The following is a 15,149-nucleotide window of genomic DNA, read 5'->3' as shown; positions in this document are numbered from 1 at the left end:
TTATTGTATTTATCCGGCAGCCATCGCTTGCTCCAGTATTGCCATCGCCTGATCCGCTTCCTGGCGGCTGACCGTCAGCGGCGGCAAAAACCGCAGCACATTGCCGTTAGTACAGTTAATCAGTAAACCCTGCTCCTGGCAGCGGGCCACAATCTCCTTGCCTTCGACAGTCAATTCCATACCCAGCATTAAGCCCAGGCCCCGCACTTCTTTAACATAGCTGTACCGGCGGGCCAGTTCCTGCAAGCGGTTGGCCAGGTAGGCCCCTGTGCTGTTGGCTTTTTCCGGCAGCCCGTCTTGTATAATGGTTGTCACGGCTGCCAGGGCGGCTGTGCAGGCCAGAGGGTTGCCGCCAAAGGTGCTGGCATGATCCCCCGGCTGAAAGGCTGCCGCCACCCGGTCTTTGGCCAGCATGGCACCGACCGGGAAACCGCCGCCCAGGGCCTTGGCCAGTGTTATGATATCCGGTTCCACCTGGTAGTGTTGGTAAGCAAACAGCTTGCCGGTACGGCCCAGGCCGCATTGCACTTCGTCAAAAATCAGCAGCAGCCCCTTTTCTTTGCATAATTGCGCCACTCCCGCCAGGTAGTCCGGTCGGGCCGGTATAACGCCTCCTTCGCCCTGCACCGGTTCCAGCATCACCGCGCAGGTGTGGGGGCCAATGCTTTGTGCCAGTGCTGCCAGGTCGTTAAAGGGCACATAGCGAAACCCCTGCGGCAGCGGGTCAAAACCCTTTTGGTATTTGGTCTGGCCGGTGGCCGTAACGGTCGCCAGGGTGCGCCCGTGGAAAGAGTTGGTGGCAGTAATAATTTCATATTTATCCGGCCCCAGGTTTAATTTGGCATACTTGCGGGCCAGTTTGATGGCTCCTTCGTTGGCTTCCGCCCCGCTGTTGCAGAAAAATACCTTGTCGGCACAGGAGTTTTCTGCCAGCAATTGGGCCAACTTTACCTGGGGCTCAATCCAGTAAAGGTTTGAACAATGCAGCATGGTACCGGCCTGCCGGCAGATGGCCGCCGCCACTGCAGGGTGGGCATGGCCCAGGGAATTTACCGCCAGACCCCCCACAAAATCCAGATACTCCTTGCCGTCGGCATCCCAAACCCGGCAGCCTTCCCCTTTTACCAGGGCTATGGGCAGCCGTCCGTATGTATGCATTACATACTGTTGCCCCAAAGCAGCAATCTCTTGATTATTCATTTTTTTCACCGTCCTGTCACTTATCGCCGACAACCATGGTGCCAATGCCTTTATCTGTAAATACCTCCAGCAATATGGCATGGGGCACCCGGCCGTCCAAAATGTGGGTGGTGGTGACCCCGCCCTTGATAGCGTTGACGCAGCACTCCACCTTGGGAATCATTCCCCCCTGGATAATGCCCCGCTCAATCAGTGCCGGTATTTCTTCCACTTTGATGGTTGACAGCAGGGATGTTTGATCGCTGCGATCCGCCAGAATACCTTCAACATCTGTTAAGATAATCAGCTTGTCGGCCTGCAGGGCGGTGGCGACGGCGCCCGCCACCGTATCGGCGTTGATGTTGTAGCTTTCGCCGGCCGGGCCGCTGCCCACCGGGGCAATCACCGGGATGTAGCCCTCCTTTACAACCGTTTCGATGAGCTGCGGGTTAACTTGCGCCACCTGCCCTACAAAGCCCATGTCCTGCCTGTCTTTGCCCAGTTTTTTTGCGGCTATAATTAAATTGGCATCCTTGCCCGACAACCCTACCCCCCGGCCCCCCAGCCGGTTAAGCAGGGCAACAATTTCTTTGTTCAGCTTGCCCAGTACCATCTCCACCACTTCCATGGTGGAAGCATCGGTGACCCGCAGGCCGTTAACAAACCTGGATTCAATGCCAAGTTTTTGCAACATGCCGGTAATGGCCGGGCCGCCCCCGTGCACCACCACCGGGTTAATGCCCACATATTTCATTAACACCAGGTCGGTCATCACGGCCTGTTTTAGCCGGCTGTTGATCATGGCATGGCCGCCGTACTTGATAACAATGGTTTTGCCGGAGAATTTTTTAATATATGGTAAAGCCTCCACCAGAATTTCTGCTTTTTCCAGCGCGGTTAACATGGTAGGATCTCCTTTTCTTTAAGGTACTGACTCCGATGCAGCCTGGTTATGTCCGGTAGCTGCCGTTTATGCGCACATAATCATAGGTAAGATCGCAACCCCAGGCTGTGGCACGGTGCGCGCCGCATTTTAAATCCACCCGCACGGTTACCGGGTCTTGTTTGAGCATGGCTGCCGCACGTTCTTCAGCAAAATCCAGCGCCCCGCCGTTGCCGGCCACCTGGACATCGCCAATATAAATATCTACCCGGTCCGGACGGAAGTTGGCACCGGAATAACCTACGGCGCACAGGATGCGCCCCCAGTTGGCATCCTGGCCGAACACCGCTGCCTTAAACAGGTTGGAACCGGCCACCGCCCGGGCCGCCAACCGGGCGTCTTGAACCGTGGGCGCACCGGTAACGGTTACTTCAATCAGCCGGGTGGCCCCCTCGCCATCCCGGGCAATCATTTTCGCCAGGCAGCTGCATACCTCCAGCAGCCCTCCATAGAACAGTCGGAAATCATCGGTATCCGGCATAATCTCCGGATTAGCCGCCTGGCCGTTGGCCAGGGCCAGCACCATGTCATTGGTGCTGGTATCACCGTCCACCGTTATCATGTTAAAGGAATCATCCACTGCCTGTTTTAGAGCGGCCTGCAGGGCCTGGCTGCCGATGTTCGCATCGGTGGTGATAAAGCACAACATGGTGGCCATGTTTGGATGAATCATGCCGGACCCTTTAGCCATACCCCCGATGGTAATTGTCCGGTTGGCCAGCGCCACTTGTACCGCATATTCTTTGGCTACCAGATCAGTGGTCATGATGGCCCGGGCTGCCCGGCTATGGTTTTCCGGGCTGAGGGAAGCCGCCAAAGCCGGTACGGCAGCGGCAATTTTTTCTACCGGCAGCGGTACGCCGATTACGCCGGTGGAGGCCACCAGCACCTGCTGTTCCTCAATATCCAGGGCAGCAGCAGCAGCACCGGCCATGGCGGCCGCATCCGACAGCCCCCTGGCACCGGTGCAGGCGTTGGCGTTGCCGGCATTGATAATCACCGCCCGGGCGGTGCCTGCGGCAACCCTCCGGCGGGTTAATACCAGCGGGGCGGCTTGTACCAGGTTAGTGGTATACACCCCGGCTGCCCGGGCAGGGGTGCTTGAATAAATTAAGGCCAGATCCAATTGGCCGTTTTTCTTAAGCCCGGCAGCTGCCCCGCCGGCCAGAAAGCCCCGGGCTGCCGTTACGCCGCCCGGTACAGGTTGATATGCTCCTGCATTAATCATTTGGTTTCCTTCCTCTCTAGGGATACATGCCTGCGAAATTTAACCCGGTATCTTCCGGTAAGCCATACATAACATTGAGATTCTGCACCGCCTGCCCGGCTGCTCCTTTCAGCAAGTTGTCAATGGCTGCCAGCACAATTACTCGTTTAGTCCGCGGGTCTACGGTGACTGACAGGTCGCAGTAATTGGAACCGGCCACACCCTTGGTGGTGGGATAGCGGCCCGGCGGCAACACTCTGATAAACCTTTCGTTTTGATAAAAGCTGCGGTAGATATCGGTCAGCTCTTGTACATTGAGGTCTACCGACAGTTTGGCGTACATGGTGCTTAGGATGCCCCGCACCATGGGAGTTAGGTGCGGCGTGAAGTTCACCACCACCGGCACGCCGGCCAGGGCCGACAGCTCCTGCTCAATTTCCGGCGTGTGGCGGTGGGTAGCCACCCCGTAGGCCTGAAAATTCTCAGTGGTTTCAGAAAAATGGGTTTTCAGGCTTAAGCCCCGGCCGGCTCCCGAAACGCCTGATTTGGAGTCAATAATGACGGTATCTGTGTCAATTAATTTATTAGCCAGCAGGGGTGCTAAGCCCAAAATGGCACTGGTGGGATAACAGCCCGGGTTGGCCACAATGACACTGTCCTTAATGTCTTCCCGGTACAGTTCCGGCAGCCCGTAAACCGCTGATGCCACCAGCACCGCAGCGGTATGCTCTGTTTTATACCAGGACTGATAAACATCCACGTCTTTTAGGCGAAAATCCGCCCCCAGGTCAATCAGCCGCCGGCCCCGGCGCATTACTTCCTGGCCGACGGTCATGGCATGGCCGTGGGGCAGGGCGGTAAATATTACCTCGCAGCGGGCCATCAGTTCGGGAATATTTAACGTTTCCAAGGTTTTATCCACGATACCGTATAAATGGGGAAAAACCTCCCACATTTTTTGTCCGGCATAACTCTGGGATGTCAGGACGGCTATTTCCACTTCCGGGTGCCCGGCCAGCAAGCGAACTAATTCCGCCCCGGCATAACCCGTTGCCCCCACCACTCCTACCTTAATCATGGCCATTCCTCCCCATCTATGTATAAATCATTGCATATTTATTCTGTTTATGCAGTAAAACAGCGGTTTAATATTTATAATTATACATTCAAATGAATAAAATACAATAATTATTTTAGCAAATTATCTTAATTGGCTCTCCGCACTGCCGGCAGGCCTGTCCCGCCAGGCCCACCTTGTTGGTTTGATAGCCGTTTCTTTGTACCAGCAGGTTCCGGCACCGGGGGCAATATGTGTGCTGGTATTGGGCTTCCCCCAGGTTGCCCAGGAAAACATAATTTAACCTGGTCCGGGCCAGCTCGTAAGCCCGCCGCATGGTGGCCGGCGGGGTGGGCGGCAGATCAAATTGGTAGTTGGGAAAGTAGCGGGAAAAATGCAAGGGTATATCCGGGTCCAGATCGGCCAGCCAATCCACCAGCCGCTGCAGGTCTGCTTCGTTATCATTAAGGCCGGGTACCAGCAAGGTGGTAATCTCCACATGGCAATACTGCCGGGCGGTTGCCACCGTTTCCAGCACAGGCGCCAACTGCCCCCGGCAGCTGCGGTGGTAATATTCCTCCGTAAACCCTTTAACATCAATATTCATGGCATCAATACAGGGCAGCAGCTGCTTTAACGGTTCCTGCCGCACATAGCCGTTGGTTACCAGCACATTTTGCAGGCCCGCTTGTTTGGCCAGCCGGGCGGTATCGTAAACATATTCATACCACATCAGGGGTTCTGAGTAGGTGTAAGCAATGCCCACACAGGGCAGTCCCCGCTGCTTTTGCTGCAGGGCCAACTCCACCGCCTGCCGTGGAGTCAGTTGACAGGTGGGCGGGTCGCCCTGGGCAATTTGCCAGTTCTGGCAAAAGCCGCAGCGCAGGTTGCAGCCCACGGTTCCCAGGGAAAAGATCAGGCTGCCGGGATAAAAGTGATACAGGGGTTTCTTCTCCATAGGATCCATGGCATAAGCGGCAACCCTGCCGTAATTCAGAGTATATAAGCTGCCATGCCGGTTTTCCCTGACCCGGCAGTACCCCCGGTGCCCTTCCCTGATGCGGCAGCCCTTAGGGCACAGCCGGCAAAAAACAACATTGTCATCCAGTTGCTGCCAATACATAGCTTCCTGCATTAAAATCACTCCGCGATAAAAAAACTATGCTCCGCCGGCAATATGACCGCGGCCACAGGTTGTTGCAAAGCCCGGTGCTTATTTGTATCTGATTACGGCAAACCTTTCCAGGCGAATCTCCTCATCAGGTGCAATGCCTGCTTTTTGCCGGGCAATCGCAACCTGCTGTTCCGGCGTATCAACCCCCTCCAGGTCGGGCAGCAGCAGCCCGCTTTTATTGCCGGCCCGGACAATCACCCCGTATTTTTTGACATCCAGCTGATGTAAACCGTCTACCGGTTCCGGCGGCATCAGCACGTCTACCGAAACCGTCAGTTCGTCCAGCTCGTCCGGGCGGATGGGATAAAAACGCGGGTCCTGGGTGCCGGCACTGACGGCGTTGTAAGCCACTTCTTGCACCACGTTGGGCCGGGTAGGGGCGGTGGTACCGATGCACCCCCGCAGGCGTCCGTTCTTTTTAAAGGAAACAAAGGCGCCTGCCCGGCCGGCAAACTCCGGTGGTACCCGATAGCCAGCGGGGTCTTGCCACTGCCCCTGCAGGTAACTGGCTAAACTTTGCCGTGCCACCTGCACCGGATAACTTTCTCTGCTGTGCTGTTCTGCCAATAATTTTTGCCGTCTTTCCTGCAGTTGAGGCAGCAGCTCTCTGGCCGCATCAGCGCCGGTTGGTACCAGTTCGGCCACCAGGTAGCCCACCCCGAAGGGGCCCTCATAGGAGAGCACCTCGCTGCGGACGGCCAATCCGTCCAAGGCTCCCAACATCATGGTTATGGAGCGGTGGCCGCACTGGCCGGCTCGCTCGCAAAAATCTTCAGACAGGGCCAGCAGCCCAAGTACATCCGGTTGTTTAATCAATTCCTGTACGGCCCGGTCATATTGCTGCCCCACCGGGTCAAAACCTGCCGGCGCATCCGGTGTCAGGCGGTGCGACAGGTCGCCGCTGGCAATTACCGCCACTTTGGTGTCGGTTGCCCGGGCCGCCCGCTGCACCGCCACGCCAAAGGCATACAGTTTTTCCGGTGCAAACAAACCTATGGAACAAGGTACCAGGGGCAAGTCCACCCCCGCTTGCCGCAAATAATACAGGGGAACTGTAAATCCATGGTCGAGGCTCAAATCTACCCCCAACCGTTTAGCAATTTTTTGATCAATCTCCGCCACCGGCAGGCCCAGATCTTCTGCCTGCCAACTGATTTCGTCAGCCAGCTCTTTATTATAACGGCAGTTAACGGCTGCCTGCGGTGCCCCGAAGCGTCCCAAATCACCTCTGGTTTCCGGCAATCCGTTAATGGCAATGGCATCCCCGAAAACCGCAGCGTGAGGCGAAATCATCACCAGGGTCGCAGCGCCGCTTGCTTTGAGCCGCTGTCCCAGCTCCCGCATGGCCTGCCGGGTAACAGCAATCTTAGCTGACTCGTCGCCCCCCACAGCCGGCACAGCAATGGGCGGGTGGGGCATAATACCGCAAAATACCACCGTCATAAACCATCCCTCCCCAACCTGCTGGTAATCAACAGGGGCTTTCCGGGTATTTTGACTTGAAAGCCCGGTTTTTATGTAATATGTCATAAGACCTGATTTTTACTTCTGGCGGCCGGGGGAAAATCCTGCTGTTTGGTTAAGGTGCAGGAACATTTTTGTTTATGTCGAACGTATACTGCAACCAGGGGGTGGTGGGATGATTGATAAAATAATGGCCGGCCTGTTTAAAGCAGCAGACAACATGCGGGTAACACCCGGCAAGCCGGTGGATAAAGTGCAAACCAAACCCTTTACCCTGGAACAAAATCCGGCGGCCGAAACAACCCGGGAAGCGGCCAGGGTTGCCCGCCCGGCCGGCAAAACGCCCCTGCCTGTGCCAGCCACCGAACGGCAGGATCAGCCGGTTTATGTGCCGCTGCCCTGGCGCACCCCTTTATATCAGGATGCTAAATTTTACTGGCAGGTGAAAGATTTCTCCGCCAAACTGGATACCCGGGGCGAGGCGAGAGTTATCTTCAGCGTCGATACCCTAAACCTGGGGCTGTTATGGTTTAGTATGACGGCACAGCCCGGCAGTTTACTTTCTGTCCAGTGCATCGCCGAAACACAGGCAGCGGTTGAAGCCTGGCAGGCAGCTGCCGGCCTTTTGCAGCAGGAGTTAGCCGACCTGGGCTTTAACCGGGTAATTATCAGCGGCCGCCGGCAGGCCGGCATACGCAGCATAACGGATATCGACCCTCATTTCGGCTCGGCGGCAGACAGCCTGTTATTGGATGTGAAAATATGAGCAGGCAGCAAAAAAAAGAGCGGGTGGCCGCCGCCTTGCGTTACCGTCACGGCCAGGATAACGCCCCCAGGGTGGTGGCAGTGGGCCGGGGCGAGCTGGCCGACGCCATCGAGGAGCTGGCCCGGCAGCACAACATACCCCTGCACCGTGATGAAAATCTGGCCCGTACTTTGGTTGAGCTGGGCCTGGGGGTGGAAATACCCAGGCAGCTTTATGAAGCGGTGGCCAAGGTGTTGGTGCATGTGGCTGCTTTAGACAATAAGCTGACTCAGAACAAATAACAGCTCGCCGCTTCTAACGGGCGAGCCAGACTGTAGACAAAATCTGCAAAACAATATCAAGGTGGTTTTATGATCCCCTGTCGGCGACTTGTCGAAGCACCGGTCACAGCACTTGATGAGCGAAGGAGCCATTGGGGTGGCGCCCACAGGACGTGGGCGCCAGCCGAACCGGGCCAGGATGGCCCGTTTGAGGCAACCCCAATGGCGATCGTAGCGAATCATAGTGCTGTCGGTGCGTAGACCGGAGCCAAAGGGGATCATAAACTACCGATAATGTTTGTCGAAACTCCGGCTCGCCGCTTCTAACGGGCGAGCTTCATATTTTGGGGCTGCTGTGTGAAATCCACCGCCGATGTGATTTTCTTGTTATACCGGCAGTACCTTGAGGGGGCTTGCGGCAGCTATTTGCCGCAGGGCAGCCAGGGCATAATCCACTTCTTCCGGCGTGTTGTAATAAGAAAAACTAAACCTCACCAGTTTTTCTTCAAAGGTACCCAGAGTGCGGTGGGCATCCGGGGCACAATGCAGACCGGCCCGGCAGGCAATGTTATATTCTTTGTCCAGCCGTTCTCCCACTTGCCCGGCTTTATAGCCGTCAATGCGGAAGGAAACCACCGGCACCCGCCTGGCCAGCTCTGTTGGCCCGTAAACCTGCAGCCCGGCTATGCCGGCGGCTCCCTCTAAGAAGCGCCGGGTCAGTTGCAGTTCGTGTTCTCTGATGTTAGCCATACCTTTTTTACGCAAGAATTTTAACCCAGCTCCCAGTCCGGCAATGCCCACTGCATTTAAGGTGCCGCTTTCGTATTTTTCCGGCATCAGGTTGGGCTGATAGGGTGTTTCAGACCCGCTGCCGGTACCCCCTTCCCGCAGGGTCATTAACTCAACATCTTCCCGTATATATAAACCGCCCGTCCCCTGGGGCCCCAGCAACCCTTTGTGTCCCGGGAAAGCCAATAAGCTGATGTTTAGTTTTTTTACGTCAATATCCAACAGCCCGGCCGTTTGGGCCGCATCCAGGATAAAATGAATGTTGTGCCGGGCAGCCAGCCGCCCTGCTTCTTCCACCGGCATAATGGTGCCGGTAACATTGGACGCATGAGTCAAAATGATGGCCCGGGTGTTGGGTTGGATTGCTTCGGCCATTTTGTTCACGTCAATATGGCCCTGTTTATCGCACTGTATTTTAGTTACCTGCACGCCGTAAAATTCCAGGGTATGGAGGGGGCGGGTCACCGAATTATGTTCCATGGAGCTGGTAATAACATGGTCGCCCGCCCGCAGCAATCCCTTAATGGCCAGGTTTAAACTGTCGGTGGCATTTAAGGTAAAGATGATGCGATGATGGTCAGCTACATTAAAAAGGTCTGCCAGTAACTGTCTGGTTTCATCCACAATGCGGTTGGCCTCGACGGTTTGTTGGTGGCCGGCCCGGCCGGGGCTGGCTCCCACTTCTCTGATAAAATGCTCCATTGCCTGCCAGACTTCCGGCGGCTTAGGCCAGGAAGTGGCAGCCGTATCAAAATAAATCATGCCCATCCCCCCATAGACGCAGCAGGATAACCGCCGGCGCTGCATCTTAAGAATGTTCCGGCCCCTTAACTGACAATTATTGCCGGCGGCCCCGCAGCCGGCTTGCCGGTGTTTGCTTGCGTTGTTTTCTTTCGTTAATTTACCATAATATGCAGGTGATTATGCGCCGGTGCATCTCCTGTAGCGGGCAGTAATTAACCGGCCGGGCCGGTAGGCCCGGCCGGCCGGTTTGGTCAGGGCGCCGGTATATAGCTGCCCGGCTGCCGTTGAAAGGTTTGCAATATTTCTTTTTCTTGAGGGTCCAATTCCTTTTGTTTGGCTTCATAGTATTTGATCAGGCCGGCTGCAATGCTCCAGGCCACCTTGCTCTGGTACAGGGGCTCCTGCAGCAGCCGGTCTTCCTTCGGGTTGGTAACAAAACCAATTTCCACAATGGCCGCCGGCATTTTAGTGGTTCTCGTGACATAGTAGTCCACTTGCTTGGCTTTGCGGGCAGTATTGCCTAAAATATCCGTCATCGCCGCCTGAATGCTTTCGGCCAGCCGCTTGCTTTCCTCTGAGCCGGGCTGCGAAAATACCTGGGCTCCATGTTCCCGGGGGCTGGTGAAGCCATTGCAATGGATGCTGATAAACAGGTCGGCCTCCCTCTGGTTGGCAATTTCTGCCCGCCGGTTTAAATCCTGCCTTTTTTTGTTCCCGCTTATTGTGTTATCGCATAAATCCATATCGCTGTCCCGGGTTAAAATTACCGCGGCCCCCATTTCGCCCAGAAGAGTTGCCAGCCGTTTCGCCACCGCCAGGTTAATGTCTTTTTCAGGCACGCCGCTGACGCCGATTTTGCCGGGATCTCTGCCGCCATGACCCGGGTCAACCACAATGATTTTGTTAGCCAGCACATATGATAAGGCTGCTATGTGCCGCTCTTCAGTTTTCAGGCCGGTCAGCTTGTATATATTAACCGCCAGGGCCAGCAGGACGAGACAGCCAATGAGGTACCTTTTTTTTATTTTAACCGCATGGATGACAGCCAAGTTTACCACTCCTTTAGTTGTACAAGTCTCCTAAAGGAATGGTATGCAGTTTAACTGGAAAATAGAAGCAAAAAAGGAAGGCTCCTGCCTTCCTTTGATACAGGTTAACGTTTGGAGAATTGAGGCGCGCGGCGGGCTTTCTTCAGACCGTACTTGCGACGTTCTTTCATCCGCGGGTCGCGGGTAAGGAAGCCGGCACGCTTTAACACCGGGCGCAGGTTGGGGTCGGCTTGCACCAGGGCGCGGGCAATGCCGTGTCTGACTGCACCGGCCTGGCCGCTGACACCGCCGCCTACCACTTTGGCAATAACGTCAAAGCGACCGGTCGTGTTGGTCAGCTCCAGGGGCTGGCGAACAACCATATCCAGGGTTTTGCGTCCAAAATACTCTAATACTTGTTTGTTATTTACAACAACCTTGCCTTCGCCGGGTACCAGGTAAACTCTGGCCACTGCGTTTTTACGACGGCCGGTTCCGTAAAATTGTACTTGAGCCACAATATTTCCTCCTTCCGGTAAAGACTCTAATGATTAAAAGTTCCATACTTCCGGCTTTTGAGCCTGATGGGGGTGTTCGCTGCCGGCGTAGACTTTCAGCTTTTTAAATTGCTGGGCGCCTAAACGGTTATGGGGCAGCATGCCTTTAACGGCCTTTTCTACCATCAGCTCAGGGCGTTTATCCAGCATAATGCGGTATGAGAACTGTTTTAAACCGCCGGGATACCCACTGTGCCGGGTGTACATTTTTTGATCCAGCTTTTTACCGGTAAGGATTACCTTATCAGCATTAATTACAATTACATGGTCACCGGTATCTACGTGGGGGGTGTACATGGGAGTATGCTTACCACGTAAGATACGAGCAGCTTCTGCAGCCACACGACCAAGGGCCTTTCCTTCAGCATCTATAACATACCACTTGCGCTGTATTTCAGCTGGCTTGGCCATGAATGTTGTCTTCATTATCCGTATACCCTCCTTACTGCACTGGGCTGCTTTGCGACAACGGGGCGGGAATCGCAACCAGCCGCACATAATAGTATTTTAATAGATTGCCTTTGAAGTGTCAAGTATTGAGGCATGACTTGTGTGACAAACAACACTTAGTATTCCACTTCCATCAAGCACAAGCCCTGGGGCGGAACAGTGGTGCCGGCCAGGGTGCGGTCCCGGGCTGCTATGATCTGGGCCATTGCCGACGGCGGTATTTTGCCCATGCCGATGTCCAGCAGGGTACCGGTAATGATGCGTACCATATTGTAAAGAAAACCGTTTCCTCTCAGGTAAAGGTGAATTAGCGGCGGCTCGCTGAGGATTTCTGCCCGGTAAATGGTTCTCACCGTGTCTTTTACCGGGGTACCCTGGGCCTGAAAACTTTTGAAATCATGGCTACCCACCAGGTAGGCGGCCCCTTCCTGCATGGCCCTGACGTCCAACAGCCTGGGTTCGTGGTAGCAGTACAGCCGGTGCAGGGGGGACATAACCCGGTGATTATAAATAGAGTAGCGGTAAGTTTTAGCCGTAGCGGAAAACCGGGCATGAAAATCCAGCGGTACTTCCTCGGCTTGCAGCACTTTGATATCGTCCGGCAGCAGGGCGTTCATGGCCAGGTGAATTTTTTCGGTGGGAACCGGCCAGCGCCCGCTGCGAAAATTAACCACTTGGCCCCAGGCATGCACGCCGGCATCCGTACGTCCTGCCCCGATTACCTGGATGGTGTCTTTGGCAATTTTGCTGAGGGTGCTTTCCAGTACCTCTTGCACGGTGGCCAGCCCGGTTCCCCGTTGTTCCTGAAAACCGTGGTAATTGGTGCCGTCGTAGGCTACAGTTAATTTTATATTTTTCATGCCGCACATCACCCTGTCCTGTTATTTCCAGCGTGCTGCCGCTACGGCAACCGTTAGCACGAATAAACCCGCCAGTGCCGCAATATCTGCCGGCCGGTATCGCAATTGTTTTAGCCTTGTGCGTTGGATATCGCCTCGGTAGCACCTGGCCTCCATGGCGGTGGCCAGCTCATCCGCCCGCCGCAGCGAACCGGCCAGCAGGGGCACTAAAAATGCCACCAGGGCCTGCAGCCGCTGCGTCAGGCTGCCTCTTTTCAGGGAACCGCCGCGGGCCTGCTGGGCTTTCAAGATTAATGTGGCCTCGTCTAATAATGTAGGGATAAACCGCAGGGCAATGGTCATCATCAGGGCCAGTTCGTGAGCCGGCACGCCGGCTTTTTTAAAGGGCTGCAACAGTTTTTCCAAGGCGCTTGTCAGGTTAAGCGGGGTGGTGGTCATGGTTAATAACATGGTGGAGATAATAATCAAACTCAGCCGGTAAAAAAGCAGCAGTCCCAGGCTAAGGCCCTCCCGGCTGACGCTGATAAAACCCCACTGCCACAGTTTTGCGCCCGGTACCGTCAAACCCTGGATGACCAGGCCGATTAGCAAAATGATCCACAGGGGCCGTAATCCCTGCCAGAAATGGCCGGGCGGTATTCCTGCCGCCAGCAGGGCCAGCACTACCGGCCCGCCGGCCATGATATAACCGGCCGGGCCGTCCGCCAGCAGTCCCATAATTATCAGCAGCGGCAAGGCCAGGATTTTTGCCCTGGGATCCATCCGGTGCAGGAATGAGCTGCCGGGATAATATTGACCTATGGAAATATGGGAAAAAAGGGACATGGTCAGCCACCCGCCCGCTTGATTTTTGAACACCTATGCAACAATTCGGCCACTTGCCGCTCTGCTTCTGCCATGGTTGTCATCTGCCGCACCGGCAAACCCTTTTCCTGCAGGGCGCCGGCCAGTTGGGCAGCAAAGGGCAGTGCCAGTCCTATCTCTGCCAGCCGGCTTCGGCAGGCAAAGACTTGCCGGGGGCAGCCCTCCAGAACAACCCTGCCCTGGCTTAAAACGGTAACTTTATCCGCCCGGTGAGCCACTTCCTCCATGTCGTGGGTAACCAGCACCACAGTAACTTGTTTTTCACGGCAAAGCCGGCTGAATAAATCCATCAGTTGGCCCTTGGCCCGGGGGTCCAGGCCGGCTGTCGGCTCATCCAGCAGCAACAGCCGCGGCTCCATGGCCAGCACGCAGGCAATGGCGGCCCGGCGCTGCTGGCCGCCGCTCAGTTTAAAAGGAGACAGCCGGTGTGTTTCCGGAGGTAAATTAACGGCTGCCAGGGCTGCTCTGACCCGCCGCTGCACTTCTGCTTCGTTAAGGCCCAGGTTCCTGGGTCCGTAGGCCACGTCGTTAAAAACAGTATCTTCAAACAGTTGCCGCTCAGGATATTGAAAAACAAGACCCACCTGCCGCCAGAGTTGATCGCGGTTTTTGGCCGGCCGCAAATCCAAACCGGCAACGGTTACCTGTCCCTCGCCCGTTAATAACCCTGCCATCACCTGCAACAGGGTTGATTTGCCTGAACCCTGGGGACCGATCAGGGCCCGGTACTCGCCTTTCGCCACTGACAGGTTAATGTCCTGCAGCGCCAGTCTCTGCAGGGCAGTACCGGGAGCATAGGTTAAACTAAAGTTTTTCAACGAGATGATTTCTGACATAAAAAATCAACCCAATCCGCCACCTGAAATAAATCCTTAGGAACCGCCAACCCCTTCTGCCTGATTCTGTGGGCTAACTCCACTGCCGGCGGTACCGCCAGCCCTTGGTCCGTCAGCCAGGCTGCATCCGAAAAACAGGCCCGGGGTGTCCCCTCAAACACAATTTTGCCTTGTTCTAAAACAACCACCCGGTCTGCTGCCAGGGCTTCGGTCATATCATGGGTTACTAATACTACTGTTTGGCCGTCCTGCTTGATGCGGCGCAGCTCTGCCAAAACTTCCTGCCGCCCGGCAGGATCAAGCATGGAGGTTGGCTCGTCAAGCACCAGTACCTGCGGCTGCAAAACTAAGACAGAGGCAACGGCCAGGCGCTGTTTCTGGCCGCCCGACAGGCGGTGCGGCGGCATAGCCAAGAGCGGCTGCAACTGCAGGCGGGCACTGATGGTCTGGATGCGCTGCCTCATCTCCTGCGGCGCCAGGCCCAGGTTTTCCATGCCGAAGGCCAGTTCTTCTTCCGCGGTGGCGGCCACCAGCTGGTTATCCGGGTTTTGAAACACCATGCCCACTTGTTTTTTAATCTCCCAACGCGCATCTTCCCGGGCGGTATCTATGCCGTTGATCAGCACGCAGCCGCCGGTGGGCAGCAGCAGGCCGTTCATCAGCCTGGCCAGGGTCGACTTGCCCGATCCGTTGGGGCCCAGCAATGCCAGCATTTCCCCGGCGTATACCGTCAGGCTGATGTTATCCAACACAGGCCGGTTGTCGGTTTCCGGGTAAGCAAAGGTTACCCCTCGCAGTTCAATAATTTTGTCTTTGTTTGACATTGGCTTCACCTTCTGAGCCGGCTCTGCCGGCAGCCGTAAGTTGCGGCAGCGGCACCTTTAAGAAAAAACCCCGGGGCTGTATCTGCAAGCCCCGGGGCCGTTTCTCTTTCCTTCAGGCAAGGCGAAACGGAAACCGCACAACCCGGG

At 55.7% G+C, this 15,149-nt stretch carries 17 protein-coding genes; 2 read left to right on the top strand and 15 right to left on the bottom strand.

Annotated elements, in window-relative coordinates:
* Nucleotides 1-9: 9 nt before the first annotated feature.
* The 6 genes from DESHY_RS05040 to amrA all read right to left on the bottom strand — a co-directional run bounded on the left by DESHY_RS05040 (nucleotide 10) and on the right by amrA (nucleotide 7,003).
* Nucleotides 10-1,200: an acetylornithine transaminase gene (locus tag DESHY_RS05040; protein ID WP_008410918.1), complete on the bottom strand. Its 1,191-nt coding sequence runs from the start codon at nucleotides 1,198-1,200 to the stop codon at nucleotides 10-12.
* A gap of 16 nt (nucleotides 1,201-1,216) precedes the next feature.
* A complete protein-coding gene (gene argB / locus DESHY_RS05035; RefSeq protein WP_008410916.1) occupies nucleotides 1,217-2,083 on the bottom strand; it encodes an acetylglutamate kinase in 867 nt (288 codons plus the stop codon).
* A 46-nt stretch (nucleotides 2,084-2,129) separates the two neighbouring features.
* Nucleotides 2,130-3,350, bottom strand: coding sequence for a bifunctional glutamate N-acetyltransferase/amino-acid acetyltransferase ArgJ (argJ, locus tag DESHY_RS05030; RefSeq protein ID WP_008410915.1), 1,221 nt, complete (start codon nucleotides 3,348-3,350; stop codon nucleotides 2,130-2,132).
* A gap of 16 nt (nucleotides 3,351-3,366) precedes the next feature.
* A complete protein-coding gene (gene argC, locus DESHY_RS05025; protein WP_008410913.1) occupies nucleotides 3,367-4,407 on the bottom strand; it encodes an N-acetyl-gamma-glutamyl-phosphate reductase in 1,041 nt (346 codons plus the stop codon).
* Between the two features lie 115 nt (nucleotides 4,408-4,522).
* Entirely contained in the window at nucleotides 4,523-5,521 is a 999-nt protein-coding gene (gene amrS, locus DESHY_RS05020) for an AmmeMemoRadiSam system radical SAM enzyme (RefSeq protein WP_008410912.1), read from the bottom strand.
* Nucleotides 5,522-5,599: 78 nt separating this feature from the next.
* Entirely contained in the window at nucleotides 5,600-7,003 is a 1,404-nt protein-coding gene (amrA, locus tag DESHY_RS05015) for an AmmeMemoRadiSam system protein A (protein ID WP_008410911.1), read from the bottom strand.
* 196 nt (nucleotides 7,004-7,199) lie between these two features.
* Between amrA and DESHY_RS05010 the strand changes: the two genes are divergently transcribed.
* Nucleotides 7,200-7,790, top strand: a complete 591-nt coding sequence (locus tag DESHY_RS05010; protein ID WP_008410910.1) for a hypothetical protein — start codon at nucleotides 7,200-7,202, stop codon at nucleotides 7,788-7,790.
* Complete coding sequence (locus tag DESHY_RS05005) at nucleotides 7,787-8,071, top strand: EscU/YscU/HrcU family type III secretion system export apparatus switch protein (protein ID WP_008410909.1); 285 nt, start codon at nucleotides 7,787-7,789, stop codon at nucleotides 8,069-8,071. The genes DESHY_RS05010 and DESHY_RS05005 overlap by 4 nt, the downstream gene beginning before the upstream one ends.
* On the opposite strand, the gene DESHY_RS14090 is transcribed toward DESHY_RS05005, so the two are convergent.
* The 9 genes from DESHY_RS14090 to DESHY_RS04965 all read right to left on the bottom strand — a co-directional run bounded on the left by DESHY_RS14090 (nucleotide 8,042) and on the right by DESHY_RS04965 (nucleotide 15,002).
* Complete coding sequence (locus DESHY_RS14090; RefSeq protein ID WP_162470932.1) at nucleotides 8,042-8,332, bottom strand: hypothetical protein; 291 nt, start codon at nucleotides 8,330-8,332, stop codon at nucleotides 8,042-8,044. The genes DESHY_RS05005 and DESHY_RS14090 overlap by 30 nt on opposite strands.
* 105 nt (nucleotides 8,333-8,437) lie before the next feature.
* Nucleotides 8,438-9,601, bottom strand: coding sequence for an aminotransferase class V-fold PLP-dependent enzyme (locus tag DESHY_RS05000; RefSeq protein WP_008410908.1), 1,164 nt, complete (start codon nucleotides 9,599-9,601; stop codon nucleotides 8,438-8,440).
* A 233-nt stretch (nucleotides 9,602-9,834) separates the two neighbouring features.
* A complete protein-coding gene (locus DESHY_RS04995; protein ID WP_008410907.1) occupies nucleotides 9,835-10,632 on the bottom strand; it encodes an N-acetylmuramoyl-L-alanine amidase family protein in 798 nt (265 codons plus the stop codon).
* A 104-nt stretch (nucleotides 10,633-10,736) separates the two neighbouring features.
* Nucleotides 10,737-11,129, bottom strand: coding sequence for a 30S ribosomal protein S9 (gene rpsI / locus DESHY_RS04990; RefSeq protein ID WP_008410905.1), 393 nt, complete (start codon nucleotides 11,127-11,129; stop codon nucleotides 10,737-10,739).
* A gap of 33 nt (nucleotides 11,130-11,162) precedes the next feature.
* Entirely contained in the window at nucleotides 11,163-11,594 is a 432-nt protein-coding gene (rplM, locus tag DESHY_RS04985; RefSeq protein WP_008410903.1) for a 50S ribosomal protein L13, read from the bottom strand.
* 140 nt (nucleotides 11,595-11,734) lie between these two features.
* The gene (gene truA, locus DESHY_RS04980) at nucleotides 11,735-12,478 is read right to left on the bottom strand and encodes a tRNA pseudouridine(38-40) synthase TruA (protein ID WP_162829794.1); all 744 of its coding nucleotides are present in this window, start codon (nucleotides 12,476-12,478) and stop codon (nucleotides 11,735-11,737) included.
* 21 nt (nucleotides 12,479-12,499) lie between these two features.
* A complete protein-coding gene (locus tag DESHY_RS04975) occupies nucleotides 12,500-13,303 on the bottom strand; it encodes an energy-coupling factor transporter transmembrane component T family protein (protein WP_008410900.1) in 804 nt (267 codons plus the stop codon).
* Between the two features lie 2 nt (nucleotides 13,304-13,305).
* Nucleotides 13,306-14,178, bottom strand: coding sequence for an energy-coupling factor transporter ATPase (locus DESHY_RS04970; protein ID WP_048817899.1), 873 nt, complete (start codon nucleotides 14,176-14,178; stop codon nucleotides 13,306-13,308).
* Nucleotides 14,157-15,002, bottom strand: coding sequence for an energy-coupling factor transporter ATPase (locus DESHY_RS04965; RefSeq protein WP_008410896.1), 846 nt, complete (start codon nucleotides 15,000-15,002; stop codon nucleotides 14,157-14,159). Before DESHY_RS04965 ends, DESHY_RS04970 begins: the two co-directional genes overlap by 22 nt.
* Nucleotides 15,003-15,149 lie beyond the last annotated feature (147 nt).

Source organism: Desulforamulus hydrothermalis Lam5 = DSM 18033 (genome assembly GCF_000315365.1).
Taxonomy (GTDB): Bacteria; Bacillota; Desulfotomaculia; order Desulfotomaculales; family Desulfotomaculaceae; genus Desulfotomaculum; species Desulfotomaculum hydrothermale.
The sequence above is the reverse complement of the archived record's forward strand: the minus strand, read 5'-3'. Positions and strand labels throughout refer to the sequence as shown.